We start from the raw sequence: 23832 nt of genomic DNA, 5'->3' as shown, positions 1-23832 counted from the left end.
ATGGCGACGACGACCCTAAGCAGCCGACGGATCGGCACCATCACCCTGGACGCGGTGACGGAGGAGACGCACCAGTCGGACCTGGCGGTAACGGAGAACCCGGTGGAATCCGGGGCTCTTGTCGCCGACCACGCGGTCATCGATCCGCAGCAGGTTACGGTGGCGGGCATCATCGTGGACTACGAGCCGCCGATCCTGTCGGCAATCCCTGCGGACGATTCCCTGATCGGTCAGGCGGACGCCTTGATCGACAGGGCAGACCTTCCGGGGCCAGTGGCCGCGTTCACGCCGCAAACGCTGGTGCGGGCGCAGCGGGAACTCAGTTCCTACGTCGACCAAGCGCGGATCCTTCAGTACAAGGCCCAGAGCGCGGCGCGCGCCATTGCCGACTGGCTTCCCGGTGGCGACACCGGCGGATCGGACGTGTCGCCCAGCGATGACCGACTTGCGCGCGTGTACGGCCAGCTGAAGGCCCTGCAGAAGAGCGGGGGCACCATCGAGGTGCAGACGGGCCTGCAGCTTTACAGCGACATGCTGATCATCTCGCTCGCTGCGCGCCAAACGGTCGATGGATCGGCCGAGTTGGTCGTGACGCTGCGCGAACTGTTCATCGTGCAGACAAAGACCGTGAAGGGCGTTTCGCTGCCGGCGAAGAAGAAGGGCAGGACATCCGCCCAGGGCGAGGCCAAATCCCAGAAGGGAAAGACCTCGCCGGAGGATGCTGGGGAAAAACGGCAGTCACTGCTCAAGAAGGTGGGAGGGCTGTTCTGATGTGGCTTATCCCAACCGACCTAACCGCGCTTCAGGAGCAGACCTTCGACGTCGGCGACGAGACGTTGCGCCTCACGCTGCGCTGGAACTCCGTGGCCCAGCACTGGGGCATGGATATCTACAGCGTCACGAAGGACGGATGGGTCGTGCAGGGTGTCGCGCTCGTGGTCGGCGTGCCGATCCTGTGGCGCTCGCCGGTGCCGTATTTCTTCTGGCTCACGGACGAGAGCGGAGTGGAGCTGGACCCGATGGTGCAAACCGACCTCGGCACGCGTTGCCTCCTGTACGTTGCACTGAAGGATGAGGTGCCGGCATGAAGCAGTTCGGCAGGCAATTCCGGCTGGAGCTTGGTTCCAGCACGGACGGCATCGCCATCGATAGCCTCCGCGTGGCCTGGAACATCAAGAAGACGAGCGACCCGAAGCCGAACCCGGGGAAGATTCGCATCTGGAACCTCTCGCGGCAGCACCTCAACCTGCTGGTCAGCAAGCAGTACAACCGGGCCAGGCTCTTCGCGGGCTACAGCGAGCTGCGGCAGATATTCGTGGGCGACATCATTCGTGCATCGGCGGTCCGCGACAACCTAGACATCATCGCGGAACTGGAATGCGGCGACGGCGACACCGCGTACCGAGGCGCGAACGTGTCGATGTCGATCGCAGCGGGCGCCACGGATCAACAGGTCTTCGGTGAACTGGCCAAGACGATGCCGGGTGTGGCCACCGGGTCATCGGGCTTTGCGACAAAGCGGGCTCTTCCGCGCGGGAAAATCCTATCCGGCAACACGCGAGATCACCTCACGGCGCTCGCCGCCAACCACCAGGCTGACTGGTCCATTCAAGACGGCCAATTGGTGATGCTGCCGGCGAAACAGGTGCTTGCCGACGAGGCGGTCCTGCTCTCGGAAAGTACCGGGATGATCGGCTCCCCCGAGGCTACCGATGACGGCCTCGAGGTGACCTCCCTGATCAACCCCGACCTCCGTATCGGCGGCTTGGTCAAGGTTGACTCCATCGTCACCGCCTACAACGGCGTGTTCAAGGTGACGACCATCGAATACAGCGGCGACCTGATGGGAAGCGACTGGTTCAGCAAGGTGACCTGCGTGGGCGGGGCCTTCCAGGAGGTGAAGCGCGATGGCGAATAACGAGTGGGACAACGCGAGCATGGGTGCCGCCGCGGGTGCGTTCGCCGACGAGGCCTCGAAGCGGCTGCGTGTGGCGCTTCCCGGCGTCATCGTCAGCTTCAACCCCGAGGCGCAGACGGCGACCGTGCAACCGCTGATTAGGCAGGTGATGATCGACGGGACGACGCAGAACCTGCCGGTGCTTCAGGACGTCCCCGTGGCGTTTCCCCGTGGCGGTGGCTTCGTGCTCACCTTTCCCGTCAGCGAGGGGGACGAGTGCCAGCTGGTGTTCAACGATCGCTGCATTGACGGATGGTGGTTTTCAGGCAACCCCTCGGAGCCATTGGACTACCGCATTCATGATCTTTCCGACGCTACCGCGCAGGTTGGAATCTCGTCACAGCCGAAGGTGATCCCCGGGTTCGAGATGGGGGCCGTCGCCCTGCGCAAGCTCGACGGATCGGCCTACCTGAAGATCGACGCTGCCGGCGTCGTCCGGATCGGCGGAACGAAGCTGGTTGTCGATTGCCCCATCGAGTACGCCGGCGGAATCACTGGCACCGGTGACGTGGTTGCCGATGGCGTGAGCCTGGAACACCACCTGACGACCGGCGTTCAGGCCGGCTCGTCGCTGTCCGGAGAGCCGGAACAATGAGGGTCCGACGCATCGATGAAAACGGAGACTGGACCTTCGGGGCAGGGCGCGCGAGTTACGCCGATCGCACGGAGTCGGTCGCCCAGCGCGTGCTGACGCGGCTCCGCTCCCTGGAAGGTGACTGGTTCCTCGACCTGACCCACGGTCTTCCGTGGTTCGACCTCATGGAGCGGCCCACAGACCTGGCGCGTGTGGAGCGCGCGGTGAAGGCGCAAATCCTTCAAACCGACGGCGTCAGCAAGATCACCGCGTTCGCTATGGCCGCCGACTCGGCCACGCGGCGCCTGACCATCACCACCACGATCATCGATATCTACGGCGTCGAGTCGACGATCAGCACCGGAGCCTGACCATGGGACAAGTAACGGCGGCCGGCTACGTCGCCGAACGGTTGGACGCCATCGTGGCGAAGCTCAACAGCGGCCTGCAAGGTATCTACGGCGCCGACATCAACCTCGATCCGGATAGCCCCGACGGCCAGATGGTGGGCCTCATCGGCCAGATTCGGACCGACCTCGAGGAACTGGGCGAAGACATTTACAACTCGCTGGACCCGGATTACGCGAAGGGGGTTTGGCTCGAGCAGCGCGCGGCGTACGCTGGTCTTCAGAGACGGCTGGCCAGCTACAGCTACTTGCGGGATGTGATCCTCAGTGGCCGTCCAGGCGCCATTATTCCGGCGGGCGCAGTCGTCGCAGACGCGAACAGCATCCGCTGGCGTTCCGTGTCGTCGGCAACGTTGAACGGCGACGGCTCGGCACGAGTGGACTTGCGTAGCGAAGATCTCGGCGCCTTCGACGTTCCTGCCGACACCGTGCTGGTAATCCAGACGGTCGTGCTGGGATGGCAGGCTGCAACAACCCTCGGCCCCGCCGAGGTTGGCGCGGAGGAAGAGACGGACCCTCGGCTCCGCGCTCGCTTCTTCCGGAGCCGGTCCCGCCCGGCGACTGCCAGCGAAGAAGCCATTGAGGCTAAGGTGGCTGAGCTGCCGGACGTTCGCCAGGTGGTTTGCCTGGAAAACTACACCGACGAGGTCGATGCCGATGGCGTTCCCGCGCACGGCATAAACGTGGTGGTGGATGGTGGCGACGACATGGCCATTGCGACCGTGATCCGGCAGAACAAGCCCGCAGGCACGAACATGCGCGGCGAGGTGGTGGTCAACGTCCCGGTGCGGGCAGGAACTCGACCGATCCGCTTCGACCGCCCCGCGATAGTCTCCGGCGCCGCCAGGGTTACGGTGAAGCGCGTGGCGAATTTCACCGCCATTGATGTCGATGGTATCCAGGCGGCGCTCGCAGCGTTGCAGTTCCAGATTGGCGAGGACGTGCTGCTGACCCGCCTCTACACACCGATCAACACGGTGCCCGGCTTTTGGGTGCAGGAGTTGTTGATCGGTGTCGTTGGCGGTGACCTGGGCATCGACAACATCGATGTGGACGCCCGTAGTCTCGCGCGCTTCGCTGCCGAGGATATCGAGGTGGTGATCGCGCCATGAGCTACCGGGACCTTCTCATCTGGCAGTACCGGGGGAAGCCGCGGGCGTCCGCCACGGCCAACCTTATGGCGTCCAGTTTCGCGGATGCCTGGACAGGGCTGGCGGCGCTGCGAAGTGTGCTCGATATCGACACGGCCGTCGGCGTCAACCTCGACCTCGTCGGCAAGCACGTCGGCCAGTCCCGCGTGCTCCCCGAGATCACCCCTCGCGGCCTTTTTGGCTTCGAGGGGGCTGAGGGAGCCAAGGGTTTCAGCCTGAGCGGCGATGGTGGCGGCAAGTGGTATCGGTTGGGCGACCCCATCGCTGATTCCGTCGTGCTGAACGATGACGACTACCGTTTCCTGATCCGCTGCCGGGTCACGCGCAACTACATGACCGGCACGATGCCGAACATCGAGGACGCGCTCGATTTCATCTTCGAGGGCACCGCCGACGCTTATGACCAGTACGACATGAGCTTCACGGTGGTCGTTCGGGAAGAAGGCCTTACCGATTTCAAGCGCTACGCCATCACGAAGCTCGACATCCTCCCCCGTCCCGCGGGTGTTCGTGTTCGGTTCGTTCTCGTCGCGAACGTTGCGCCCTTTGGTTTCTACGGCGTGCCAGGTGCACGCGGCTTCAACAGCGGAAAATTTGCGAGGTTCCTATGACGATTTATGACCGCCCCGACGAACTGGTCACGGCGGAAAGCGCCCTCGCGGGCGAGGTGCTGGATTTCCCTGACATCCTTCGCGGCTGGGGCATCGCGTTCGACCAGACGGGCGGGCTTCCGCCGATGGAGTGGATGAACGGTCTGTTTCGCCGCATCGATCGGGCCACGCGCTACTTCCTGCAGCGCGGTTTGCCCGAGTGGTCGGCGACCGAAGACTACCCCCAGGGCGCGTACGTGCAGTGCGCCTTCGAAACGTACTACTCGAAGCGCCCGAATACGAACAAGCAGCCTGGCGCTGCCGGCAGTTCGAACGACTGGGGATTGTGGTCCGTTACGCGCGATGAGTTCGATGAGGCGACGACCGGGCGCCTTCTTGGACCCCCTCAGATATTCGACGTTGCGGGTACATACACCTACAACAAGAGACCTGGAACCAGGTTCATCATCGCTAAGATAGTGGGCGGTGCTGGTGCTGGCGGGGGTTCGGCCGGTGTCAATTCCACGAGTGTTTCCTTCGGTGCAGGCGGCGGCGGCGGCGGGTATTCGGAAGGCTTGTTCGATGAGGATTTCGATGGCGCGATCATCGTGATCGGTGCAGGTGGCGTCGGGTCGGTGAATGCTGCTGGCAGCAACGGCGGTGCGTCATCCTTTGGGAGCCTCATGTCCGCGCCGGGCGGCGGCGGCGGTCTCTCGAACATAGTATTCGGCACATTCCCAGGTCTTGCCGGATACGGTGCTGGCGGGGCCGCTGGTACTGGCGGCAACATTAATGTGGCTAATGGTTCCAATGGGGGCTATGGCTTCACAGGAAGTAGCGGCACGGGCATTTCGGGTCCCGGAGGCGCGTCGGCGTTAGGACCTGGAGCGAATCCGATCGTCGGAATCACATCAGCGGGTAATCCCGGCATCACCGCAGGGTCTGGCGGATCTGGCGCACTCTCGTTATCCGGCGGTACGGGGCGCGCTGGAGGCAACGGGAAAGCCGGCAAACTCGGCGTATGGGAGTTCACATAATGAAATTTGCTCGCATCCAGGACGGGTTGATATTCGAGTTATTCACGGCTGATGATGGGCACTACATCACCTATTACTTCGGTGATTTTGGGGTTTGGGCTGCTGTCGACCCATCCCTTGACCCCCAGCCGGAGCAAAATTGGACCGCTGTCCAAGGTGACGATGGTGGCTGGACCTTCGCGGCGGCCTTGCCGCCGCAGCCGACTGAGGCAGACGTTCGGCGGAAGCGTTTCACCCTTCTCGACGAGTCAGATTGGGTGATGCTGAGGCATCGCGATCAGGTCGCTGTTGGCGGACCGACCTTCCTATCGGAAGGCGCATATCGGTCATGGCTCGACTACCGACAGGCTCTCCGTGACGTGCCAAAGCAGCCCGGATTCCCTGTGAATGTTGAATGGCCTGCGGCGCCAAGTGAATAATTGCTACCACGAGGCGTCCAATCATCCGGTAGGATAGGGGACTAGATAGGAGGAAGCATGAGCAAGGACATCTCTGCCGAGGGACTACGGGGGCTTGCGGCTTTCAACGTTTTTCTTGCGCATTTCTTCCTGACCTTTTACCCGCTCGGCTTCACGCACTTGTTCCCATGGGTGGCCGGTGAGGGTGCGACTGGTGGGCTAGCTGAGGGGATTCTTTCGCTGCCCATCTTATCGGTCCTTTGGAGCGGGAGTTTCCCGGTAAGCATCTTCTTCGTCCTAAGTGGATATGTTTTGACGAAGAAGTATCGGAAGACAGGCGATTCTTCGATCATATGGGCTCAGGCAGCCCGAAGGTATTTCCGCCTTGGCATACCTGTTTTCGCCACAGTAATGCTGGTTTTCGGCCTCGGAAAGTTAGGTCTTTACGCTATCGGCGATACCGCGAGGGTAACTCACTCTGTGTGGGCAGCGGGCCGAGCATTTCCGGATGTTAATTTCGCCGATGCTTTGCGCGACGCGACCTATGGCTCGGTGCTTCTTGGAAGCAGCCTTTTCAATACTGTGCTCTGGACAATGAAGGTTGAGTTTTTCGGGTCGATGCTGATCTTTGCATACAGCCTCTTCGCACTTCGCCATGCTTGGTGGCCCATCGCGGCCGCTGGATATGTTGCGCTAACGGTGTGGCTGTCTCCCGACTTCTGGCCCTACTACGTGGGGTTCCTACTTGGCGCCCATGTTGATTCTCTTCCGAGGGCACGTCTTCGTGCCACCCGTTGGATGCTTATCTTGGCGGGCATCTATCTTGCGACTTATGATGGCTCGACGATGTTCTACCCCTTGAAATTCGTCCCGTTACCGGATCGATCTCGGGCCGAGTTATTCAGCGTTATAGCCGGCGCCATGGTTTTTTATGCAATCAGGTCAGGATCACTGGTATATGCCCTTGAGTCTCGGGTCGCCCAGTTTCTTGGCCGGATATCGTTCTCGTTTTACTTAGTTCACGTGCCCGTGATCGCGGTAGTCGGCTGTTACATATTCAATTCTCTGATAGCCCACGGGTCCGTCAGGAGCGTTGCTGTATCCGCGGCCTTGACAGCTACGATCCCAGTTTCATTGTTCCTTGCGACCATATTCAACACGATTGTGGATCAATCTGCGATCGGCTTCGGAAGATGGATAACTCAGCCTTTAAGCCGCCACCGGGAGCCAATTTGCAAGGTTCAGGTATCTCGGCGGCTCAGCTGACGCTATCGCAGTATCCATCGGCCATCCGTCACTCAGACCTGACCAGGTCAAACCCTGGGGCCACCAGCCGCTTGCCGCGCAAACCTCCCCTCTCACCCCCGTACCGTCCATATTTCTGAGACTGCGCCCGCGTAAGGTCGGTCGCATGTCTCGCGCCGACACCGCCCTCGTCTTCTGGAAGCACTACGCCTACGGCTACGAGGCGAGGCTGACGCCGTACGGCAAGGCCTTCGCTCGGGCGCGCATGGTCCAGGGCGTGCCCGGCGTCCACTACGAGCTGATCTGGATCTACGGGCCGAGCCAGTGGCGCCCCATGCGGGTCTTCAACGTCATGACGATCGAGCGCATGGTGGAGCGCTGGGTGGCCTGCCACCGGGATAGCCTGGTGCGGAAGATGCCGCCGGACCCGATGAAGCCGCCGGCGAACCTCCCCATTGTTGATCCGTCACCAACTCCAGACCCGTACGCTGTTCGGGGATGCCCGGACTGTGGGCGGAACTGGGGCTACTGCGCCCGGACGCTTCCGCGAGCGGAGCGAAAGAGCGGGGCGCGCGGCTGGCCGTGCACGAGGCGGGCGGCTTAACGGCGAAAGCAGGGATGGCAGTGCGGACACCCGTTCGCTGTCACCTGTCCGTTCCGGAGCACGTTGAGGCGGTACTCGACGCCGTGCTGTCGGCAATGACCGCGCAGGGCGAGGGCGCGCTTGCGGAGAGCGACAGGGTCGATGAAGGGAACGGGTCGGGCGCGGACGCCGCGATGGTTTAGAGTAGCCATGGACGCATGTTGGCCAATGTCTGTCGCACCGATCGCGACAGGGCCAACAAAAAGGCCGCACATTGGCGGCCTCTCCGGTAGAATCACGTCAGATGCTCTGGAAGCCAACCGCCGCAACATGTATTGGTGCCCAAGAGAGGACTCGAACCTCCACGGTTTTACCCGCTAGTACCTGAAACTAGTGCGTCTACCAATTCCGCCACCTGGGCAGGTGTCTCGAAGCAGCGACGCCGCCCCGTGAGCCGCGTAGATTAGGTAGGTCGAGGAAACTTGTCAACGATTTTGCACCCCGGATGTGAAACTATTTCACGTCCCCATCCAAAGGTTCTTAAGTGACGAAGAAAAACAAAGGTTCGGGCGCGGATCGCGGCCCCCGCAAGGCCAAGGCCACCCAACCGGGCAAGGCGCTTGCCAAGTACCGTGATCGCCTTTCCCCGCCGGCCGTGGTCGACCCCCATGCCGGCCGCGAGGCCGAGCGCTACGAGCAGCCGATTCCCAGCCGCGAGGCCATCCTCGCGTTGCTCGAGGAGCGTGGCGAACTGCTGATGGCCGAGGATATCGCCCGTTCCCTGCGCCTGTTCACCGATTACGAGATCAATGCGCTGGGCAAGCGCCTGGGCGCGATGATCCGCGACGGCCAGCTGCTGCGGAACCGCCGCGGAGGCTATGCGCCGGCGCAGAAACTAAGTCTCATCCCGGGGCGTGTCATCGCCAATGCGGACGGCTACGGCTTCCTGCGCCCGGACGAAGGCGGGGATGACCTCTACCTGTCGCCCTCGCAGATGCGCAGCGTGCTCCATGGCGACCGGGTGCTGGCCAGCGTGGTCGGCATCGACCGCCGCGGCCGCCGCCAGGGCGCCATCGTGGAGGTGCTGGAACGGCGCTCGCCGCGCCTGGTGGGCCGCGTGGTGGTCGAGAACGGCGTGACGCTGGTCGAACCGGACGACCGCCGCCTGCACCAGAACATCATGATTCCCGCTGGCCGCGACGCCGGCGCGCGCTCGGGCGAGATCGTCGTGGCCGAGATCACCGACCCGCCGACGCCGCACCGTGGCCCGCTGGGAACCATTCGCGCGGTGCTGGGCGAACGCCTGCAACCGTCGCTGGTGGTGGAGATGGCGATCGCCAGCCACGACCTGCCGCACGAATGGCCACCCCAGGTCATCCGCCAGGCCGAGGAAGTGGAACCCAAGGTCACGGCCGACGAGCGCAAGGGCAGGGTGGACATCCGCAAGCTGCCGCTGGTCACGATCGACGGCGAGGACGCACGCGACTTCGACGATGCCGTCTATGCCGAGGCGCTGAAGGGAGGCGGCTTCCGGCTCATCGTCGCCATCGCGGACGTCTCTTATTACGTGCCGGTCGGCACGCCGCTCGACGTCGAAGCCTACGATCGCAGCACGTCCACCTATTTCCCCGGCTTCGTCGTGCCGATGCTGCCGGAAACCTTGTCCAACGGCATCTGCTCGCTGAATCCCAAGGTCGACCGCCTGTGCATGGTCTGCGACATGGAGATCGACGAAGACGGCGAAGTCGTCCATTCGAAGTTCTACGAGGCGGTGATGTATTCGCATGCGCGCCTCACCTATAACAAGGTGTGGCAGGCAGTGGGCGAGCGTAACGCCGACGTGCGTGAGCAGATCGCCGATGTGCTGCCGCAGGTGGAAACCCTGCATCGCCTGTACAAGGCGATGGCGAAGGCGCGCAAGCGTCGCGGCGCCATCGACTTCGAAACCCCGGAAGTGAAGTTCCGCCTCGCGCCGTCGGGCGATGTCGTGTCGATGGGTGCCACCGATCGCAACGACGCGCACAAGCTGATCGAGGAATGCATGATCGCCGCGAACGTGCAGGCGGCGAAGTTCCTGTCGAAGCGGAAGATTCCCGCGCTTTACCGCGTGCACGCGACGCCGCCGGCCGAGAAGTACGAAGACCTGCTGCAGTTCCTGCGCGAGTTCAAGCTGAAGATGCCGCCGGTCGATGAGGTTACCCCTGCCGACTTCTCCGCGTTGCTGAAAAAGGTGCACGACCGCCCCGAGGCCGAGTTGATCCAGTCGGTGCTGCTGCGCGCGCAGAGCATGGCGATCTACCACCCGGAGAACCAGGGGCACTTCGGCCTGGCGCTGGATGCCTATGCGCATTTCACATCGCCGATCCGCCGCTATCCGGACCTGCTGGTCCACCGCGCCATCCGTTATGCCATCACCAAGGGCAAGGCAGCCGACTACACCTATAGCGAATCGCAGATGGCATCGATGGCGGTGCATTGCTCGCAGCGGGAACGTCGTGCCGAGGAAGCGGAGCGCGACGTCGACGAGCGCTTCAAGTGCGCCTGGATGGAAAAGCACGTGGGCGAGGAGTTCGCGGGTACGATCACCGGCGTCACTTCGTTCGGTCTGTTCGTGGAGCTGGCCGCGTCACGCGTATCGGGTCTTGTCCATGTGTCGCAGTTGCCGAACGACTATTACAAGTTCGATCCGGTGCGCCACCTGCTTTCGGGCGAACGCACGGGGGCGAGCTATCGCCTTGGCGACTACGTGAGCGTGCAGGTGCTTCGCGCAAGCCTGGAAGATCGCAAGATCGATTTCCGTCTCGTCGCGCGCCTGGCCGCGCTGCCCAAGGCCCTTCCGCAGGTGGCTTCAGCACCGGCGCCTGCACCGAGGAAAGGGATGGCAGCCGCCGGCAAGGCTATCGGCAGGGCTGCCAAGAAGGCCGTCGGCCGCATGTTTGGTAGCAAGAAGAAAGCGCCGGTTGCCGTCGAACCGGCTGTCGAGCATCATCCGCGGCCCCCGAAGCGGGCAGCAGCCCCTGTTCCCCCGGTTAAGAAGACCGCGGTGAAGAAGGCGGCGCCGAAGCCGGCATCGAGGCCGGCACCGGCTCCGCAGCCGGCAAAGCGAGCCACCGCGAAGAAAGCCGCGGCGAAGCAGGCGCCGCGTAGACCCAGGAGCAAGCCGCAGGCATGAGCGAGACGTGGATAGTCGGTATCAATCCGGTCGAAGGCGCCCTGGCCAACGACCCGGATCGTATCCGTGAAGTAGTGATCGAGCAGAACTCGAAGAATGCGCGCGTGGTCGAGATCGCCGCGCAGGCGCGCAAACTTGGCCTTCTGGTGAAGTCGGTGGGTAAGGAACAGCTGGAGAAACTCGGTGGCGAAGCTCGCCACCAGGGCGTGATCGCGCGTTACGAAACGCCGCCGCTGCGTGGCGAAAACGATCTTCCCGCGCTGCTCGATGCGGCAGGTTCCGATGCACTGGTCCTGGTGCTGGATGGCGTGACCGATCCGCACAACCTCGGCGCCTGCCTGCGCAGTGCGGCGGCGGCGAAGGTTACCGCCGTGGTCGTACCGAAGGATCGCGCGGTGGGTATCACGCCCACCGTGCGCCGTGCCTCCGCAGGCGGCGCCGACCTCGTGCCCGTGATCGCCGCGACCAACCTTGCCCGGGCGTTGCGCCTCCTTAAGGACGCCGGCGTCTGGATCACCGGGCTCGATGGCGACACCGACCAGTCGATCTACGACATCGACCTTAAAGGGCCGATCGCGCTGGTGATGGGCAGTGAAGGCGATGGCATGCGCCGCCTCACGCGCGACACCTGCGACTTCGTGGCGAAGATCCCGATGCCGGGAAGCATGGAGAGCCTTAACGTCTCCGTGGCCACGGGCGTCGTCCTGTTCGAGGCATTGCGACAGCGAGGAGCCAGGCGATGAGCGAGATGTTCTGGCACGACTGGGCGGGCCTCTTCGGCGTGACCCTGGTCCTGGTGGCTTTCTTCCTGCTCCAGGCGCACAAGCTTTCGGGGCAGGGTTATGCCTACCAGGTGATGAACCTGCTGGGGGCCTTCGGCATCCTGTTGTCGCTGATCTTCGGCACCTTCAACCTTTCGGCGTTCATCCAGGAACTCGCATGGTTCCTGATCAGCGTATACGGCATCGCCCGCGGTGTGCGGATGCGCAAGGCGACCATAACCACGCCCCCGTAGGAGCCGCTGTCCCATGTACTGGATCGTTCTCGTGCTTGCCGGTCTCTTCGAGATCGCTTGGGCCGTCGGCCTGAAATACACCGAAGGATTCACGAAGCTCGTGCCGAGCGTGCTGACCGCCCTCGCCATGGTGGTCAGCATCGTACTGCTTGCCATCGCCACGAGGAAGCTGCCGCTCGGTACGGCCTACGCGGTGTGGACCGGCATCGGTGCGGTAGGGGCCGTGACGCTCGGCATCGTGCTATTTGGTGAATCGGCGCAGCCGTTGCGGCTGCTGTGCGTCGGGCTGATCGTGGCCGGGATCATTGGCCTGAAGCTGACTTCAACGGTTTGACTCTTTGTAGGAGCGCGCCTTGCGCGCGACAGCTTTTTGGAGACTGAGTAACAGGACCTGTTGCTCATCGCGAAAAGCTCTCGCGCGCAGGGCGCGCTCCTACAGGTCACTTATTTCTCGAAATCCGGGTTTGCCGTGTTGTCGCGCTTGATGCGCGGCGCCACCAGCGGTTCACCGTGGACGACGAACCAGACGTTCTCGGCGATGTTGGTCGCGTGGTCGCCGATGCGTTCGATGTTCTTGGCCATGAACAGCAGGTGCGTGCACGGGGTGATGTTGCGCGGGTCTTCCATCATGTAGGTGAGGAGGGCGCGGAACACCACGGTATACGCTTCGTCGAGGTCCGCATCCGACTTCCACACCTCGTACGCCGCTTCGGCGTCCTGGTCGTGGTACGCCTTGAGCACGTTGCGCAGCTGGTCGGCGGCGAGTTCGGCGAGGTTCGCCAGGCCGCCGGCGGCGGTGATCGGGGCCACACGGCTCAGCGGAATGGAGCGCTTGGCCACGTTGGCGGCGTAGTCACCCACGCGTTCGATGTCGGCGGCGATGCGCAGGGCGGCGAAGACGTTGCGCAGGTCGCCGGCGATCGGCGCGCGCAGCGCAAGCAGGCGCACCACGTCCTGGCTGATTTCCTGTTCGAGCGCGTCGATCGCGTCGTCGTTGTCGACCACGCGCTGCGCGGCGCGCTCGTCGCGGCGTTCCACCACGTCGATGGCGGCTTCGAGCTGGGCGACGGCGAGTTCGCCCATCTTGACGATTTCGCCGGTGAGGCGCTTCAGTTCGTCGTCGTAGCTCTTGATGATGTGCTGGTGCGTGGTGTTCATCGCTAACCTCGGAAAGGCGTGGGCTTAGCCGAAACGGCCGGTGATGTAGTCTTCGGTCTGCTTCTTTTCCGGCTTGGTGAAGATCTTTTCCGTCCGGTCGAACTCGATCAGCTCGCCCATGTACATGAAGGCGGTCATGTCCGAGCAGCGCGCCGCCTGCTGCATGTTGTGCGTCACGATGACGATCGTGAAGTCCCTCTTCAACTCTTCCACCAGTTGTTCGATGCGACTCGTGGCGATCGGGTCGAGCGCCGAGGTCGGTTCGTCCAGCAGCAGCACTTCGGGCTTCAGCGCGATGCCGCGGGCGATGCACAGGCGCTGCTGCTGGCCGCCGGAGAGGCCGAGCGCACTCTGCTTCAGCTTGTCTTTCACCTCGTCCCAGAGCGCCGCGCTGCGGAGGGCCTGCTCCACGCGGCTTTCCATTTCCGAGCGCGAAAGCTTCTCATGGTGGCGGATACCGTAAGCCACGTTCTCGAAGATGGTCATCGGAAACGGCACGGGTTTCTGGAACACCATGCCCACTTTGCTGCGCAGGCGGTTCAGCGAATACTTCGGATCGAGGATGTTCTCGCCATCCAGGATGATCTCGCCGCTGGCGCGCAGGTTCGGATAAATCGCGTAGATGCGGTTGAAGATACGCAGGAGGGTGGACTTGCCGCAGCCTGACGGGCCGATGATGGCCGTCACCTGCTTTTCGGGTACGTCCATCGCGATGTGCTTCAGGGCGTGGAAGTCGCCGTAGTGGAAGTTCACGTCGCGTGCGGTCATCTTCGCCGGTACCTGGCCAAGGTCCACGCCCGAGGCATGGGGCGATGTGCCGAACCCGGGCTGGGAGGCGACTTCGTTCATGTTAGTCATGGGACACCTTGGAGCGGAAGGTGAAGCGGGCGATCAGGCTGAGCGCCAGCACGAACATCGTGAGGACGAAGGCGCCGGCCCAGGCGAGGGTGTTGATATCGGGGCTCGGGTCCTTGGTGTACTCGTAGATGATCTGCGGCAGGCTCGGCATCTTGTCGAGCGGGTTGAACGTCATGAAGTTGTTGCCGAAGGCCGTGAACAGCAGCGGGGCGGTTTCGCCGCTGATGCGGGCCAGCGCTAGCAGCACGCCGGTGACGATGCCCGAGCGCGCGGCGCGGATCAGGATCTGCGTGGTGAGCTTCCACTGTGGCACGCCGAGCGACAGAGCGGCCTCGCGCAGCGTCCCCGGCACCAGGCGAAGCATCTCGTCGGTGGTACGGACGATGACGGGCAGGGCGATAAGGGCCAGGGCGACACCGCCGGCAAGGCCGGAGAAGGTGACATTGCCGTTCGAGAGATACTTCGACGGCAGCACCACGATCGTGTAGACGAACAGGCCCAGCACGATCGACGGTGCCGAGAGCAGGATGTCGTTGAGGAAGCGGATGGTCGGGCCCAGGTGCGAGCGGCGCGAATACTCCGCCAGCCAGGTGCCGGCCGCGACGCCGATCGGCGTGGCGATGGCGATGCCCAGGATGTTGAGGATCAGGCTGCCGACCATCGCGTTGGCAAGGCCGCCTTCCTCGCGGTAGGCGGTGATCTTGGTGAACAGCTGCGGCTTCAGCGCGGAAGCGCCCTGGCTCAGGGTTTCCCAGAGGATCCAGGCGAGGAAGAACAGGCCGACGCCGGTGGCGGCGACGCTGAGCACCATGGCGACGATGTTCGTGACGCGGCGCTGGGTATAGAGCGAGGCGGACATCAGTTGCCCTCCTTCGTGGCCAGTCGGCGGAGCATGAGGCGCGCGATCAGCAGCACGATGAAGGTCACCACGAACAGGAGGAAGGCGATGGCCATCAGCGAGGAGCGCTGCAGGCCCTCGGCCTCGCCGAACTGGTTGGCGATGGTCGAAGCGATGGAGCTGCCGGTCTCGAGGAACGACAGGGAGAACTTGAAGGTGTTGCCGAGCACGAAGGCCACGGCCATGGTTTCACCCAGGGCGCGGCCCAGGCCGAGGAACACGCCGCCGATCACGGCCGTGCGGGTGTATGGCACCACGATGTCCCAGACCACTTCCCAGGTGCTCGAGCCCAGCGCATAGGCGGATTCCTTGAGGCGGGTGGGCACCGTCTGGAAGACCTCACGCATCACCGAGGAGATGAACGGGATGATCATCACCGCCAGCACGAGGCCCGCGGTCAGCACGCCGGCGCCGAAGAAGGCGTAGTCGCTGGTGAAGAACCTTGCCAAGCCCGTCGCCGGCTGCCCTGGTTCGAGCACATCGGTACCAAATGCATGCATCAGCCACGGTTTGATGTGCGTGGCGACGAACGGGGCGAAGATGAAGAGGCCCCACATGCCGTAGATGATCGAGGGAATGCCGGCCAGCAGTTCGATGGCCGAGGCGACCGGACCGCGCAGCCACTGCGGGGCGATCTCGGTGAGGAAGAGGGCGATGCCGAAGCTGATCGGCACGGCGACCAGGAGGGCGATGAAGGCGGTACCCACGGTACCCATGATGGGCACGAGCGCGCCGTACTGGTCGTTGCTGGGATCCCAGGCGGCACTGGTCAGGAAGCCCCAGCCGAAGGTGCGGAACGCGTCCTGGCCAAGCCAGAGCGTCGAGCCCGCCGCGCCGATGAGGGAGAGCAGCACGAGCAGGGCACAAGCCTTGAGCACCCATCCGAAGATGCGATCGTTGCGCGCGTCCTTCGTGGTGCGGCCGGCTTCGGCGGGCCGCTCGAGGGTTGTCACGGCGTTGCTGGCGGTGGCATGCATGGCGAATGCTGTTTCCCGGACCTTGGCAAACTATGGGTCGCCGCCCCTTGCGGGACGGCGACCCCCTTGGACGATACTCTGGACCGGACGTGTTTCACCGGTCGGTCGGATCGCTATGGCTTACTTGAAGTCCGAGCCCCAGTAGGCCTGGATCTTCTGGGTCAGCGTGGTCGGCAGCGCGACGTAGTCGAGCGACGCCGCGTCGGCCTGGCCCTTGTCGAAGGCGTACTTGAAGAAATCGAACGCCACCTTGGTGTGCGACGGGTTCTTCGACTTCTTGTACATGATGATCCAGGTGGTCGCCGTGATCGGCCAGGCCTGGTCGCCGGCGGCATTCGTCATGATCAGATTGAAATCCTTCGCGGAAGCCCAGTCGGCCGTAGCCGCGGCCGCACCGAAGGTCTCGGCGGTCGGCTGCACCCACTTGCCGGCAGCATTCTGCATCTGTGCGAAGGTGATCTTGTTCTTCTTGGCGTAGGCGAATTCGACGTAGCCGATCGAGCCCGGGATCTGGCGGACATACTGCGAGACGCCCTCGTTACCCTTGCCGCCCACGCCCGTCGGCCATTCGACGGCCGTACCGAACTTCACCTTCGACGCCCACTCCGGGCTGACCTTCGACAGGTAGTTGGTGAAGTTGAACGAGGTACCCGAACCGTCCGAACGATGCACGACGGTGATCTTGACGTCAGGAATCTTCACGCCCGGGTTCAGGGCGGCGATGGCCGGATCGCTCCAGCGGGAAACCTTGCCCAGGAAGATGTCGGCGAGTACGGGGCCGGTCAGCTTCAGCTGGCCAGCTTCGACGCCCTGCAGGTTCACGACCGGCACGATACCGCCCACGACGCTTGGGAACTGGCCCAGGCCGAACTTGGTCAGGTCTTCGCTGCTCATCGGGGCGTCGGAGGCGCCAAAGTCGATGGTGCCTTCCTTGATCTGGGCGATGCCGGCGCCCGATCCGACGGACTGGTAGTTGATCTTGTTACCGGTCGATTCGGCGTACTTCGCCGACCACTTGGAGAGGACGGGATAAACGAAGCTGGAGCCGGCACCGGTAATGTCGGTGGCCTGCACGGCGGACATGCCGAAGAGCGAAGCGGCGACCAGCGCGGCAATGCAAAGTTTGCGTGTGAACACGGAGAAATCCCCTCGATGGAAAGAGTGTCGGGCGAAGCCCGCCCGGGGCCGTATTCCAGCCCTGCCGTGTTGCAATGAGACGTACTGAATGTTGCAGACTGATGACATCAGCCATTTCGATGTCATATTAGGAACTTACGGAAAGCCTCAAGCGATCAGCGGAGCCACCTGTTCGCGCTCTGCCAGTTCCAGCCGGCGCCAGCGGTTCACTATTTCGCAGAACAACTCGGCTGTGCGCTGGGCGTCGTAAATGGCCGAATGGGCTTCTCGGGTATCGAACGTGAGGCCGGCCGCCAGCACCGCCTTGCTCAACACCGTCTGGCCGTAGGCCAGGCCGCCCAGGGTGGCGGTATCGAAGCAGCTGAAGGGATGGAACGGATTCCGCTTGTGACCCACGCGGCGCACCGCCGCATTAAGGAAGGCGAGGTCGAAAGCCGCGTTGTGGCCCACGAGCACCGCGCGTTGGCATCCGGCGACCCGCACCGCCTCCCGTACCGCCGTGAATACATGGTCGAGCGCCTGCCGCTCGGGAAGGGCCCCCCGAAACGGATGGTCGGGGTCGATGCCTGTCACCTCCAGGGAGCGCGGATCGATGTTCGCCCCCGGAAAGGGTTCGACATTCGCGGCGACCACCGGCTGGGGCACCACGAACCCGGAGGGCTCCATGGCGATGGGCACGACGGCGATCTCGAGCAGGGCGTCCCGTTCGGCCTCGAAACCGCCGGTTTCGACGTCGACGATGACGGGAAGGAATCCCCTGAACCGCCCGGCCATGGTCGAAGCGGTGCTGTTGCTCGTCGTATCCATCCGCAAAGGATATCAGCCCGCAGGGGCGCTCGTTAAGCGAATGTGCGCGTGTCGTCGATCTGTAACAAAAAAGGCATCGAACGGTAAAGCCGGCGGCTCATCCTTCGCGCCGTTGGCCCCTTTGAGGATTTTCGGACAGAAAAATCTCAGGCGGACCTAGGGGTTCACTTACGCCAACAGCCATTCCTTTCCTTCAGCGGAGACATCTCATGCGTTCCAAGTTGCTCACGGTGGCCATCGCCGCCGGTCTGGGCGTGACCAGCTTCTCGGCCCTCGCCGCGACGCCGAAGTCGCAGCAGCCGGCCCGGGTCACGGTCGACGCCGCCACCCTCCAGCAGCTGCAGGCGCAGCTCGCCGCCCTCCAGGCCAAGGTGTCGGAACTCGAGAACAAGCAGGAGGCCCAGGCCGACGCGCAGATCGAGACGGCCAAGGCCGTGAACGACGTGCAGGTCGCCGCCGCCAAGCCGACCGACGACCTGACCAAGAAAGTCGAGAAGCTCGCCAAGATCGTGGACAACACCCACATCGGCGGCACGATGTTCTTCGACGTGACCAACCAGGATCACAATGAGAAGGTCGGTAGCGGCCCGAACAAGAGCAGGGACGGCCATGGTTCCACGAACGGTACCGGCTTCGACGTCAAGCGCTTCTACCTGACCGTCGATCACACCTTCGACGATGTCTGGTCGGCCAACCTGACCACCGACTTCAGCTACCAGTCGTCGCTGTCGTCCACCAGCCTGTTCGTGAAGAAGGCCTACGTGCAGGGCAAGTTCGATCCGCTCTTCACTGTCCGCCTCGGCGCGGCCGACATGCCCTGGATTCCGTTCGTCGAGAAGTGGTATGGCTACCGCTACGTCGAGAACACCATCACCGACCGCTCGTTCGAAGGTGGTCGTAGCGGCGGCACGGCGGACGCCGGCGGCGTGGGTGCCTTCGGCAATTCGTCCGACTGGGGCCTGCATGCCATGGGCGCCACCACGGGCGACAACTCGGTCAACTACCAGCTGTCGGTCGTCAACGGGCGCGGCTACCGCAACCTGAGCCGCTCGAAGAGCGTCGACACGGAAGCCCGCTTCGGCTACTCGCCGATCGAGCAGATGGTGATCGCCGTCGGTGGGTACTCCGGCAAGCGCGGTAACGACGCCGAGGGCGGTGCTCCGACCCGTACTGCGTCTCGCGGCGACGCCCTCGTGGCGTGGCGCGACAAGACCTTCGGTGTCGGCGTGGAGTACTTCCACTCCGAGAACTGGGACGACATCCTGAAGTACCAGGGCACGGGCCCGGGTGTCGGCGCCGCCAAGAACACCCTGAAGGACAAGGCCGACGGTTACTCGCTGTGGGCCGACTGGCACTTCGATCCGCAGTGGGCTGTGTTCGCTCGTTACGATCGTCTCGACTACAAGTACACGGACCTCGTGAACACCGAGAACAAGCTCAAGGACAAGTACTACAACGCGGGCGTCTCGTACGACGTGCTGAAGAACCTGAAGCTCGCCGTGGTCTACAAGCACAACAAGCTGGACGGCCCGTTCGCTACCCCGTACCACTACAAGACCGACGAAGTCGGCTTCTGGGGCCAGCTCAGCTTCTGACCGGTATCGGAACGGAGTTCCACTCAAGGACGAAACGAACGGCGGGCGCAAGCCCGCCGTTTTTTTGTTTTGCGAATCGTCTCAGTGACGCGGTTCGCCTCATCGCGACGCCGTGCTGAATGAATTAGCTGGGATTCCGAAGTCATTTTCCGCGTAATGCCGTGGTTTCTCGTGCTTTATGCCTCCCGATCGTCGTCAGCCTGAATACGGCACGACATCTCGCTTGCATCTGCCACATTCGCTGCGTACGGTCCGTCGAATGAACCGTTTTCCGGCCAACCTCCTGCGACGCATCGCGAGCACGCTCTTCGTGTTCCTCGCGCTTTTCGTCGTGTGCGCCGGTGTTCAAGCCATGCCCTGCAGCGTCGTCGGCGCGATGCAGGACGCGCTGCATGCACCGCTGTCGGTGGATACCCACGACACTGATGACGGTCTGGTCGCCCTGGACGATGAAGACTTCGTCTCCTCGCTCGAAGACCACAATGGCGGCCTCGACGATACGTTCGACCTCCCGCCCGAGTACGCGGTAACCATGCTGCGGCTTTACGCCGGCCGGCCTCCGGGCCTCGTGCCTCCCCCGCACGCGCACGCGCGCAGTTCCGAGCTGCGCCCTCCGATCGCCTGATCCCGGCGCGCGCCGGCGCGTCCGCTTCCCTGAGACCCTTTCCCCAATGCGCCACCGGCATATCTGCCCGGCGCCGGCGAGTACCTGTGCGCTCGCCTCCCCAACATTAAAAGTAGAGAAGGAATACGTCATGGAACGCCTTATCGAAGGTTTCGATCATTTCCGCCGCCATATGACGACCGAGCAGCGCGAGCTCTTCGCGCGCCTCGCGTCGGGACAGACCCCGCATACCATGTTCATTACCTGCGCCGACTCGCGCGTGATGCCCGAGATGATCTTCGAGGCGCAGCCGGGCGACCTGTTCGTCTATCGCAACGTCGGCAATATCGTCCCGCCTTATGCGCAGCATGTGAGCGGCGTGGTCGCCGCGATCGAATACGCCGTCACGGCGCTCAAGGTGCAACACATCGTCATCTGCGGCCATTCCGACTGCGGGGCGATGAAGGCCCTGCAGAATCCGGCCTCGCTCAAGGGCAAGCCCTCGGTGGAGCAGTGGCTCAAGCACGCTGACGTAGCGCGCTACGTCGTAGCCGAAAACAGCCCCACGATCCATGGCGAGGAAGGCTTGCGCTACCTCACGGAGGAGAACGTCGTCGGCCAGATCGAGCACCTGCGCACCTTGCCTGCGGTCGCCGCCGCGATGGCCAACGGCAGCCTGCGCATCCACGGCTGGATCTATGACATCGCCAAGACGGAGATCACCGCCTTCGACCCGGCCGAAGGCCGCTTCCGTCCGCTGGTGGCCGGTGACGCGAACCTGCCCGATGCCACGCCGCACGCCCGCTTCTCCATGCCGGCACCGGTAGCCACCGCCGCTTAAGGACCTGTCATGCGCGCTTATTTTTCCCAAGGCCTCTTTGGCCGCGACCTGCTGGGATCGGTGGTCGTCTTTCTTGTCGCACTGCCGCTGTGCATGGGTATCGCCATCGCGTCAGGCATGCCGCCCAGCGCCGGCCTGATCACCGGCATCGTAGGGGGCCTCGTCGTAGGTGCCATCGCCGGCTCGCCGCTGCAGGTGAGCGGCCCCGCGGCGGGCCTTGCCGTCCTGGTGTTCGAACTGGTGCGTGAGCACGGCGTGGCAGCCCTCGGTCCTGTCGTGCTGATGGCCGGGCTGATCCAGGTCATAGCCGGTCTCTGCCGGGTGGGTGTGTGGTTTCGCATGACCTCGCCGGCCGTCGTGGCCGGCATGTTGTCCGGCATCGGCATCCTCATCGTCGCCTCGCAGTCGCATGTGCTGCTCGACGCCATTCCGAAAGCGCGGGGTCTGGAAAACTTCGCCGCGTTACCTGCGGCGGCTTGGGAATCGGTCACCGGAGCGGGTGAAGGGCAGATGCCCGGCGCGCTCATGATCGGCCTCGGCACCATCGCCATCATGCTCGGCTGGGAGAAATTGCGGCCGGCGAAACTCCGCTTCATCCCAAGCGCGCTCCTGGCCGTCGTGGCGATGACGGCCGTGGCGCAGTTCGGTGCGTTCGACGTGAAGCGGGTGGACGTGCCGTCGAACCTGTTCTCGGCGGTGAGCCTCCCGACCTTCGGCAGCCTATTCGGCGTGCTCGATGCCACCTTGCTGGTCGCTGCGGCCACCTTCGCATTCATCGCCAGCGCCGAGACGCTGCTCTCGGCGGCGGCGGTGGACCGCATGCACGATGGCGCCCGCACCAACTTCGATCGCGAGCTCACGGCGCAGGGCGTGGGCAACCTGATCTGCGGCTTCCTCGGTGCGCTTCCGATGACCGGCGTGATCGTGCGCAGCGCGGCTAACGTGCAGGCAGGTTCGGCCACGCGTATGGCCGCCATCCTGCACGGTGGCTGGATACTCGGCTTCGTCATGCTGCTGCCATGGCTGATGCGGATGACGCCGGTGTCATGCCTGGCCGGCATCCTCGTCTATACCGGCGTGAAGATGGTCAACCCGAAGCAGATCAAGGACCTCGCCGTGTACGGCAAGGGCACCGCCGCGGTCTATGTGGTCACCACGATCGCTATCGTCGCCACCGACCTGCTCACCGGCGTGATCATCGGCTTCGGCATGTCGCTATTGCGCCTGGCCCTGCTGTCGTCCAGGTTGAAGATGGACGTGACGCACCACGAGGAGCCGGGTTCCGCGACCCTTCGCCTCGAAGGTTCGGCCACCTTCCTCAAGGTGCCGACGATGGCGCGTACGCTGGAGCGCATTCCGCCGAATACGCGCGTCTCGGTGATGCTGGACCGGCTGCACCATATCGACCAGGCGTCGCTGGAACTGCTACGCGAGTGGGGGCGTAATGCCTCGAAGCGCGGCTGCGAGCTGGTGGTGGACTGGCAGGAGTTGGGACGGCGCGTGGAGGGGTCCGGGCGCGCGGCCTAGCGGGTAAGGGTTCGCCGGTCGTGCAACCGCCCGGCGAATCAAGGTTTGGTCTTGTGCTTGTAGGCGCACAGATCGACGATCGCGCAGCCCGGGCATTCCGGTTTGCGCGCCTTGCACACATAGCGCCCGTGAAGGATCAGCCAGTGGTGCGCGTCCTGGATGAATTCCTTTGGGATCATTTTTTCCAGCTTGTCCTCGACCTTGCGTACATCCGGTCCCGGCGCCAGTCCCGTGCGATTCGCCACGCGGAAGATATGCGTATCCACGGCGATGGCCGGTTGTCCGAAGGCAGTGTTGAGCACCACGTTCGCCGTCTTGCGGCCCACGCCCGGCAATTCCTCCAGCGCTTCTCGTGTCGTCGGCACTTCGCCGGCGTAGCGATCGACGAGGATCTGGCTCATGGCGATGAGGTTCTTCGCCTTGTTGTTGTAGAGGCCGATGGTGCTGATGTAGCCCCTCAGCTTCTCCAGCCCCAGATCGAGGATCTTCTGCGGCGTGTTCGCCACGGCAAAGAGTTTGCGCGTGGCCTTGTTCACGCCCACGTCGGTGGCCTGGGCCGACAGGGCCACCGCGGTCAGCAGTTCGAAGGGCGTGGTGTATTCGAGTTCGGTCTTCGGATGCGGGTTCAGTTCGCGCAGGCGGCTGAACATCTCGACCACGTCGGCCTTCTTCACGGGCTGTCCTTTTTCCTGGCTTTCGCGCGCGCAAGTGCTTCGAGCACGGCGTTCTTCGCCGCGGGAGCCGCGACGTCGACCTTGCTGGCGGCTAGCTGGCGTTCGCGCGTCTCGCGCTCGCGACCGAGGCGGCGTTCGCGTCGCTGGAAACGCCAACGGGCGGCGTCGGCGTGCACGCGGTCGTCCGCCTGCGCCAGCGGCATGGGATCGAGGACGATGCAGTCGACGGGACACGCAGGCACGCAAAGTTCGCAGCCAGTGCACAGGTCGGCTACCACCGTATGCAGCTGCTTCGACGAACCGACGATGGCATCCACCGGACATACCTGGATGCACTTCGTGCAACCGATGCAATCTGGTTCCACGATGCGTGCCAACGTGCGTGGTTTCTCGATGCCGCGGGACGTATCCAGCGGCAACATCGGGCGATCGAGCAGGGCGGCCAGTCGGGCGATGCCCGCGGTACCGCCGGGCGGGCAACGATCGATCGTTGCTTCACCTGCGGCGATCGCTTCCGCATAAGGGCGGCAGCCATGGAATCCGCACTGCTCGCATTGGGTCTGCGGCAGCAGGTCGTCGATGCGGTCGGCGAGCGTTGACGTCATGGCTGGCGCGGCCGAATGGCGG

Annotated in this window: 27 protein-coding genes and 1 tRNA gene; 19 read left to right on the top strand and 9 right to left on the bottom strand. The window is 63.7% G+C overall.

Annotated features, from left to right (window positions below; all coding sequences use genetic code 11):
• The 11 genes from VGM71_RS03295 to VGM71_RS03245 all read left to right on the top strand — a co-directional run bounded on the left by VGM71_RS03295 (position 1) and on the right by VGM71_RS03245 (position 7963).
• Positions 1 to 771: a phage baseplate protein gene (locus VGM71_RS03295; RefSeq protein ID WP_331542380.1), complete on the top strand. Its 771-nt coding sequence runs from the start codon at positions 1 to 3 to the stop codon at positions 769 to 771.
• Positions 771 to 1088: a phage baseplate plug family protein gene (locus VGM71_RS03290; RefSeq protein WP_331542379.1), complete on the top strand. Its 318-nt coding sequence runs from the start codon at positions 771 to 773 to the stop codon at positions 1086 to 1088. The genes VGM71_RS03295 and VGM71_RS03290 overlap by 1 nt, the downstream gene beginning before the upstream one ends.
• Positions 1085 to 1918 (top strand): phage protein, encoded by an 834-nt coding sequence (locus VGM71_RS03285; RefSeq protein ID WP_414675082.1) that lies wholly within the window; start codon positions 1085 to 1087, stop codon positions 1916 to 1918. Before VGM71_RS03290 ends, VGM71_RS03285 begins: the two co-directional genes overlap by 4 nt.
• Positions 1919 to 1937: 19 nt before the next feature.
• Positions 1938 to 2552: a Gp138 family membrane-puncturing spike protein gene (locus tag VGM71_RS03280; RefSeq protein ID WP_414675081.1), complete on the top strand. Its 615-nt coding sequence runs from the start codon at positions 1938 to 1940 to the stop codon at positions 2550 to 2552.
• Entirely contained in the window at positions 2549 to 2902 is a 354-nt protein-coding gene (locus VGM71_RS03275) for a hypothetical protein (protein WP_331542376.1), read from the top strand. Before VGM71_RS03280 ends, VGM71_RS03275 begins: the two co-directional genes overlap by 4 nt.
• A 53-nt stretch (positions 2903 to 2955) precedes the next feature.
• Positions 2956 to 4050 carry a baseplate J/gp47 family protein gene (locus VGM71_RS03270; protein WP_331542375.1) on the top strand — a complete coding sequence of 365 codons (1095 nt, stop codon included), beginning with the start codon at positions 2956 to 2958 and terminating at the stop codon, positions 4048 to 4050.
• Complete coding sequence (locus tag VGM71_RS03265; RefSeq protein ID WP_331542374.1) at positions 4047 to 4700, top strand: DUF2612 domain-containing protein; 654 nt, start codon at positions 4047 to 4049, stop codon at positions 4698 to 4700. Before VGM71_RS03270 ends, VGM71_RS03265 begins: the two co-directional genes overlap by 4 nt.
• Positions 4697 to 5716, top strand: a complete 1020-nt coding sequence (locus VGM71_RS03260; protein WP_331542373.1) for a hypothetical protein — start codon at positions 4697 to 4699, stop codon at positions 5714 to 5716. The genes VGM71_RS03265 and VGM71_RS03260 overlap by 4 nt, the downstream gene beginning before the upstream one ends.
• Positions 5716 to 6135 (top strand): tail fiber assembly protein, encoded by a 420-nt coding sequence (locus VGM71_RS03255; RefSeq protein ID WP_331542372.1) that lies wholly within the window; start codon positions 5716 to 5718, stop codon positions 6133 to 6135. The genes VGM71_RS03260 and VGM71_RS03255 overlap by 1 nt, the downstream gene beginning before the upstream one ends.
• Before the next feature lie 57 nt (positions 6136 to 6192).
• Positions 6193 to 7380, top strand: a complete 1188-nt coding sequence (locus VGM71_RS03250) for an acyltransferase (RefSeq protein ID WP_331542371.1) — start codon at positions 6193 to 6195, stop codon at positions 7378 to 7380.
• Positions 7381 to 7525: 145 nt separating this feature from the next.
• Positions 7526 to 7963 carry a hypothetical protein gene (locus VGM71_RS03245; RefSeq protein WP_331542370.1) on the top strand — a complete coding sequence of 146 codons (438 nt, stop codon included), beginning with the start codon at positions 7526 to 7528 and terminating at the stop codon, positions 7961 to 7963.
• Positions 7964 to 8278: 315 nt separating this feature from the next.
• Here VGM71_RS03245 and VGM71_RS03240 read toward each other — a convergent pair.
• Positions 8279 to 8363, bottom strand: a tRNA-Leu gene (locus tag VGM71_RS03240).
• A 123-nt stretch (positions 8364 to 8486) separates the two neighbouring features.
• Here VGM71_RS03240 and rnr point away from each other — a divergent pair.
• Genes rnr through sugE form a run of 4 tightly spaced genes read left to right on the top strand, consistent with a single transcriptional unit; the run spans position 8487 to position 12463 of the window.
• On the top strand, positions 8487 to 11114 hold the full coding sequence (gene rnr, locus VGM71_RS03235) for a ribonuclease R (RefSeq protein ID WP_414675080.1): 2628 nt from the start codon (positions 8487 to 8489) through the stop codon (positions 11112 to 11114).
• The gene (gene rlmB / locus VGM71_RS03230; protein WP_331542369.1) at positions 11111 to 11857 is read left to right on the top strand and encodes a 23S rRNA (guanosine(2251)-2'-O)-methyltransferase RlmB; all 747 of its coding nucleotides are present in this window, start codon (positions 11111 to 11113) and stop codon (positions 11855 to 11857) included. Before rnr ends, rlmB begins: the two co-directional genes overlap by 4 nt.
• On the top strand, positions 11854 to 12129 hold the full coding sequence (locus VGM71_RS03225; RefSeq protein ID WP_331542368.1) for a CBU_0592 family membrane protein: 276 nt from the start codon (positions 11854 to 11856) through the stop codon (positions 12127 to 12129). Before rlmB ends, VGM71_RS03225 begins: the two co-directional genes overlap by 4 nt.
• A 13-nt stretch (positions 12130 to 12142) precedes the next feature.
• Positions 12143 to 12463: a quaternary ammonium compound efflux SMR transporter SugE gene (gene sugE, locus VGM71_RS03220; RefSeq protein ID WP_331542367.1), complete on the top strand. Its 321-nt coding sequence runs from the start codon at positions 12143 to 12145 to the stop codon at positions 12461 to 12463.
• Between the two features lie 110 nt (positions 12464 to 12573).
• Here sugE and phoU read toward each other — a convergent pair whose 3' ends face one another.
• From phoU to rnt, 6 genes are all read right to left on the bottom strand, one after another.
• Entirely contained in the window at positions 12574 to 13287 is a 714-nt protein-coding gene (gene phoU / locus VGM71_RS03215; protein ID WP_331542365.1) for a phosphate signaling complex protein PhoU, read from the bottom strand.
• Positions 13288 to 13311: 24 nt separating this feature from the next.
• Entirely contained in the window at positions 13312 to 14055 is a 744-nt protein-coding gene (gene pstB / locus VGM71_RS03210) for a phosphate ABC transporter ATP-binding protein PstB (RefSeq protein WP_331542528.1), read from the bottom strand.
• 82 nt (positions 14056 to 14137) lie between these two features.
• Positions 14138 to 15004, bottom strand: coding sequence for a phosphate ABC transporter permease PstA (gene pstA, locus VGM71_RS03205; protein WP_331542364.1), 867 nt, complete (start codon positions 15002 to 15004; stop codon positions 14138 to 14140).
• Positions 15004 to 16020 (bottom strand): phosphate ABC transporter permease subunit PstC, encoded by a 1017-nt coding sequence (pstC, locus tag VGM71_RS03200; RefSeq protein ID WP_331542363.1) that lies wholly within the window; start codon positions 16018 to 16020, stop codon positions 15004 to 15006. Before pstC ends, pstA begins: the two co-directional genes overlap by 1 nt.
• 120 nt (positions 16021 to 16140) lie before the next feature.
• Positions 16141 to 17157, bottom strand: a complete 1017-nt coding sequence (gene pstS / locus VGM71_RS03195) for a phosphate ABC transporter substrate-binding protein PstS (RefSeq protein WP_414675079.1) — start codon at positions 17155 to 17157, stop codon at positions 16141 to 16143.
• Positions 17158 to 17304: 147 nt separating this feature from the next.
• Complete coding sequence (gene rnt / locus VGM71_RS03190) at positions 17305 to 17964, bottom strand: ribonuclease T (RefSeq protein ID WP_331542362.1); 660 nt, start codon at positions 17962 to 17964, stop codon at positions 17305 to 17307.
• Between the two features lie 209 nt (positions 17965 to 18173).
• On the opposite strand from rnt, the gene VGM71_RS03185 reads away from it, so the two are divergent.
• The 4 genes from VGM71_RS03185 to VGM71_RS03170 all read left to right on the top strand — a co-directional run bounded on the left by VGM71_RS03185 (position 18174) and on the right by VGM71_RS03170 (position 22531).
• Positions 18174 to 19559, top strand: coding sequence for a carbohydrate porin (locus VGM71_RS03185; protein WP_331542361.1), 1386 nt, complete (start codon positions 18174 to 18176; stop codon positions 19557 to 19559).
• Between the two features lie 259 nt (positions 19560 to 19818).
• On the top strand, positions 19819 to 20184 hold the full coding sequence (locus VGM71_RS03180; protein ID WP_331542360.1) for a hypothetical protein: 366 nt from the start codon (positions 19819 to 19821) through the stop codon (positions 20182 to 20184).
• A gap of 130 nt (positions 20185 to 20314) precedes the next feature.
• Positions 20315 to 21004 carry a carbonic anhydrase gene (locus tag VGM71_RS03175; RefSeq protein ID WP_331542359.1) on the top strand — a complete coding sequence of 230 codons (690 nt, stop codon included), beginning with the start codon at positions 20315 to 20317 and terminating at the stop codon, positions 21002 to 21004.
• Between the two features lie 9 nt (positions 21005 to 21013).
• Positions 21014 to 22531 carry a SulP family inorganic anion transporter gene (locus VGM71_RS03170; RefSeq protein WP_331542358.1) on the top strand — a complete coding sequence of 506 codons (1518 nt, stop codon included), beginning with the start codon at positions 21014 to 21016 and terminating at the stop codon, positions 22529 to 22531.
• Positions 22532 to 22569: 38 nt separating this feature from the next.
• Here VGM71_RS03170 and nth read toward each other — a convergent pair whose 3' ends face one another.
• A complete protein-coding gene (nth, locus tag VGM71_RS03165) occupies positions 22570 to 23181 on the bottom strand; it encodes an endonuclease III (protein ID WP_331542526.1) in 612 nt (203 codons plus the stop codon).
• Positions 23182 to 23201: 20 nt separating this feature from the next.
• On the bottom strand, positions 23202 to 23810 hold the full coding sequence (locus VGM71_RS03160) for an RnfABCDGE type electron transport complex subunit B (RefSeq protein WP_331542356.1): 609 nt from the start codon (positions 23808 to 23810) through the stop codon (positions 23202 to 23204).
• Positions 23811 to 23832 lie beyond the last annotated feature (22 nt).

The organism is Luteibacter sp. (assembly GCF_036499525.1).
Lineage (GTDB): Bacteria > Pseudomonadota > Gammaproteobacteria > Xanthomonadales > Rhodanobacteraceae > Luteibacter.
Note: the sequence above shows the minus strand (reverse complement) of the source record. Positions and strands in the feature narration are given on the sequence as shown.

Bases quoted from the DNA above. Each gene is read 5' to 3' on its own strand.
- VGM71_RS03280 (WP_414675081.1), top strand. From the start codon at position 1,938: ATGGGTGCCGCCGCGGGTGCGTTCGCCGACGAGGCCTCGAAGCGGCTG.
- VGM71_RS03265 (WP_331542374.1), top strand. From the start codon at position 4,047: ATGAGCTACCGGGACCTTCTCATCTGGCAGTACCGGGGGAAGCCGCGG.
- VGM71_RS03170 (WP_331542358.1), top strand. From the start codon at position 21,014: ATGCGCGCTTATTTTTCCCAAGGCCTCTTTGGCCGCGACCTGCTGGGA.
- VGM71_RS03250 (WP_331542371.1), top strand. From the start codon at position 6,193: ATGAGCAAGGACATCTCTGCCGAGGGACTACGGGGGCTTGCGGCTTTC.
- VGM71_RS03175 (WP_331542359.1), top strand. From the start codon at position 20,315: ATGGAACGCCTTATCGAAGGTTTCGATCATTTCCGCCGCCATATGACG.
- pstB (WP_331542528.1), bottom strand. From the start codon at position 14,055: ATGACCGCACGCGACGTGAACTTCCACTACGGCGACTTCCACGCCCTG.
- pstC (WP_331542363.1), bottom strand. From the start codon at position 16,020: ATGCATGCCACCGCCAGCAACGCCGTGACAACCCTCGAGCGGCCCGCC.
- VGM71_RS03295 (WP_331542380.1), top strand. From the start codon at position 1: ATGGCGACGACGACCCTAAGCAGCCGACGGATCGGCACCATCACCCTG.
- phoU (WP_331542365.1), bottom strand. From the start codon at position 13,287: ATGAACACCACGCACCAGCACATCATCAAGAGCTACGACGACGAACTG.
- VGM71_RS03260 (WP_331542373.1), top strand. From the start codon at position 4,697: ATGACGATTTATGACCGCCCCGACGAACTGGTCACGGCGGAAAGCGCC.
- rlmB (WP_331542369.1), top strand. From the start codon at position 11,111: ATGAGCGAGACGTGGATAGTCGGTATCAATCCGGTCGAAGGCGCCCTG.
- VGM71_RS03160 (WP_331542356.1), bottom strand. From the start codon at position 23,810: ATGACGTCAACGCTCGCCGACCGCATCGACGACCTGCTGCCGCAGACC.
- rnt (WP_331542362.1), bottom strand. From the start codon at position 17,964: ATGGATACGACGAGCAACAGCACCGCTTCGACCATGGCCGGGCGGTTC.
- VGM71_RS03245 (WP_331542370.1), top strand. From the start codon at position 7,526: ATGTCTCGCGCCGACACCGCCCTCGTCTTCTGGAAGCACTACGCCTAC.
- sugE (WP_331542367.1), top strand. From the start codon at position 12,143: ATGTACTGGATCGTTCTCGTGCTTGCCGGTCTCTTCGAGATCGCTTGG.
- VGM71_RS03285 (WP_414675082.1), top strand. From the start codon at position 1,085: ATGAAGCAGTTCGGCAGGCAATTCCGGCTGGAGCTTGGTTCCAGCACG.
- VGM71_RS03290 (WP_331542379.1), top strand. From the start codon at position 771: ATGTGGCTTATCCCAACCGACCTAACCGCGCTTCAGGAGCAGACCTTC.
- VGM71_RS03275 (WP_331542376.1), top strand. From the start codon at position 2,549: ATGAGGGTCCGACGCATCGATGAAAACGGAGACTGGACCTTCGGGGCA.
- VGM71_RS03180 (WP_331542360.1), top strand. From the start codon at position 19,819: ATGAACCGTTTTCCGGCCAACCTCCTGCGACGCATCGCGAGCACGCTC.
- VGM71_RS03225 (WP_331542368.1), top strand. From the start codon at position 11,854: ATGAGCGAGATGTTCTGGCACGACTGGGCGGGCCTCTTCGGCGTGACC.
- pstA (WP_331542364.1), bottom strand. From the start codon at position 15,004: ATGTCCGCCTCGCTCTATACCCAGCGCCGCGTCACGAACATCGTCGCC.
- VGM71_RS03185 (WP_331542361.1), top strand. From the start codon at position 18,174: ATGCGTTCCAAGTTGCTCACGGTGGCCATCGCCGCCGGTCTGGGCGTG.
- VGM71_RS03255 (WP_331542372.1), top strand. From the start codon at position 5,716: ATGAAATTTGCTCGCATCCAGGACGGGTTGATATTCGAGTTATTCACG.
- nth (WP_331542526.1), bottom strand. From the start codon at position 23,181: ATGTTCAGCCGCCTGCGCGAACTGAACCCGCATCCGAAGACCGAACTC.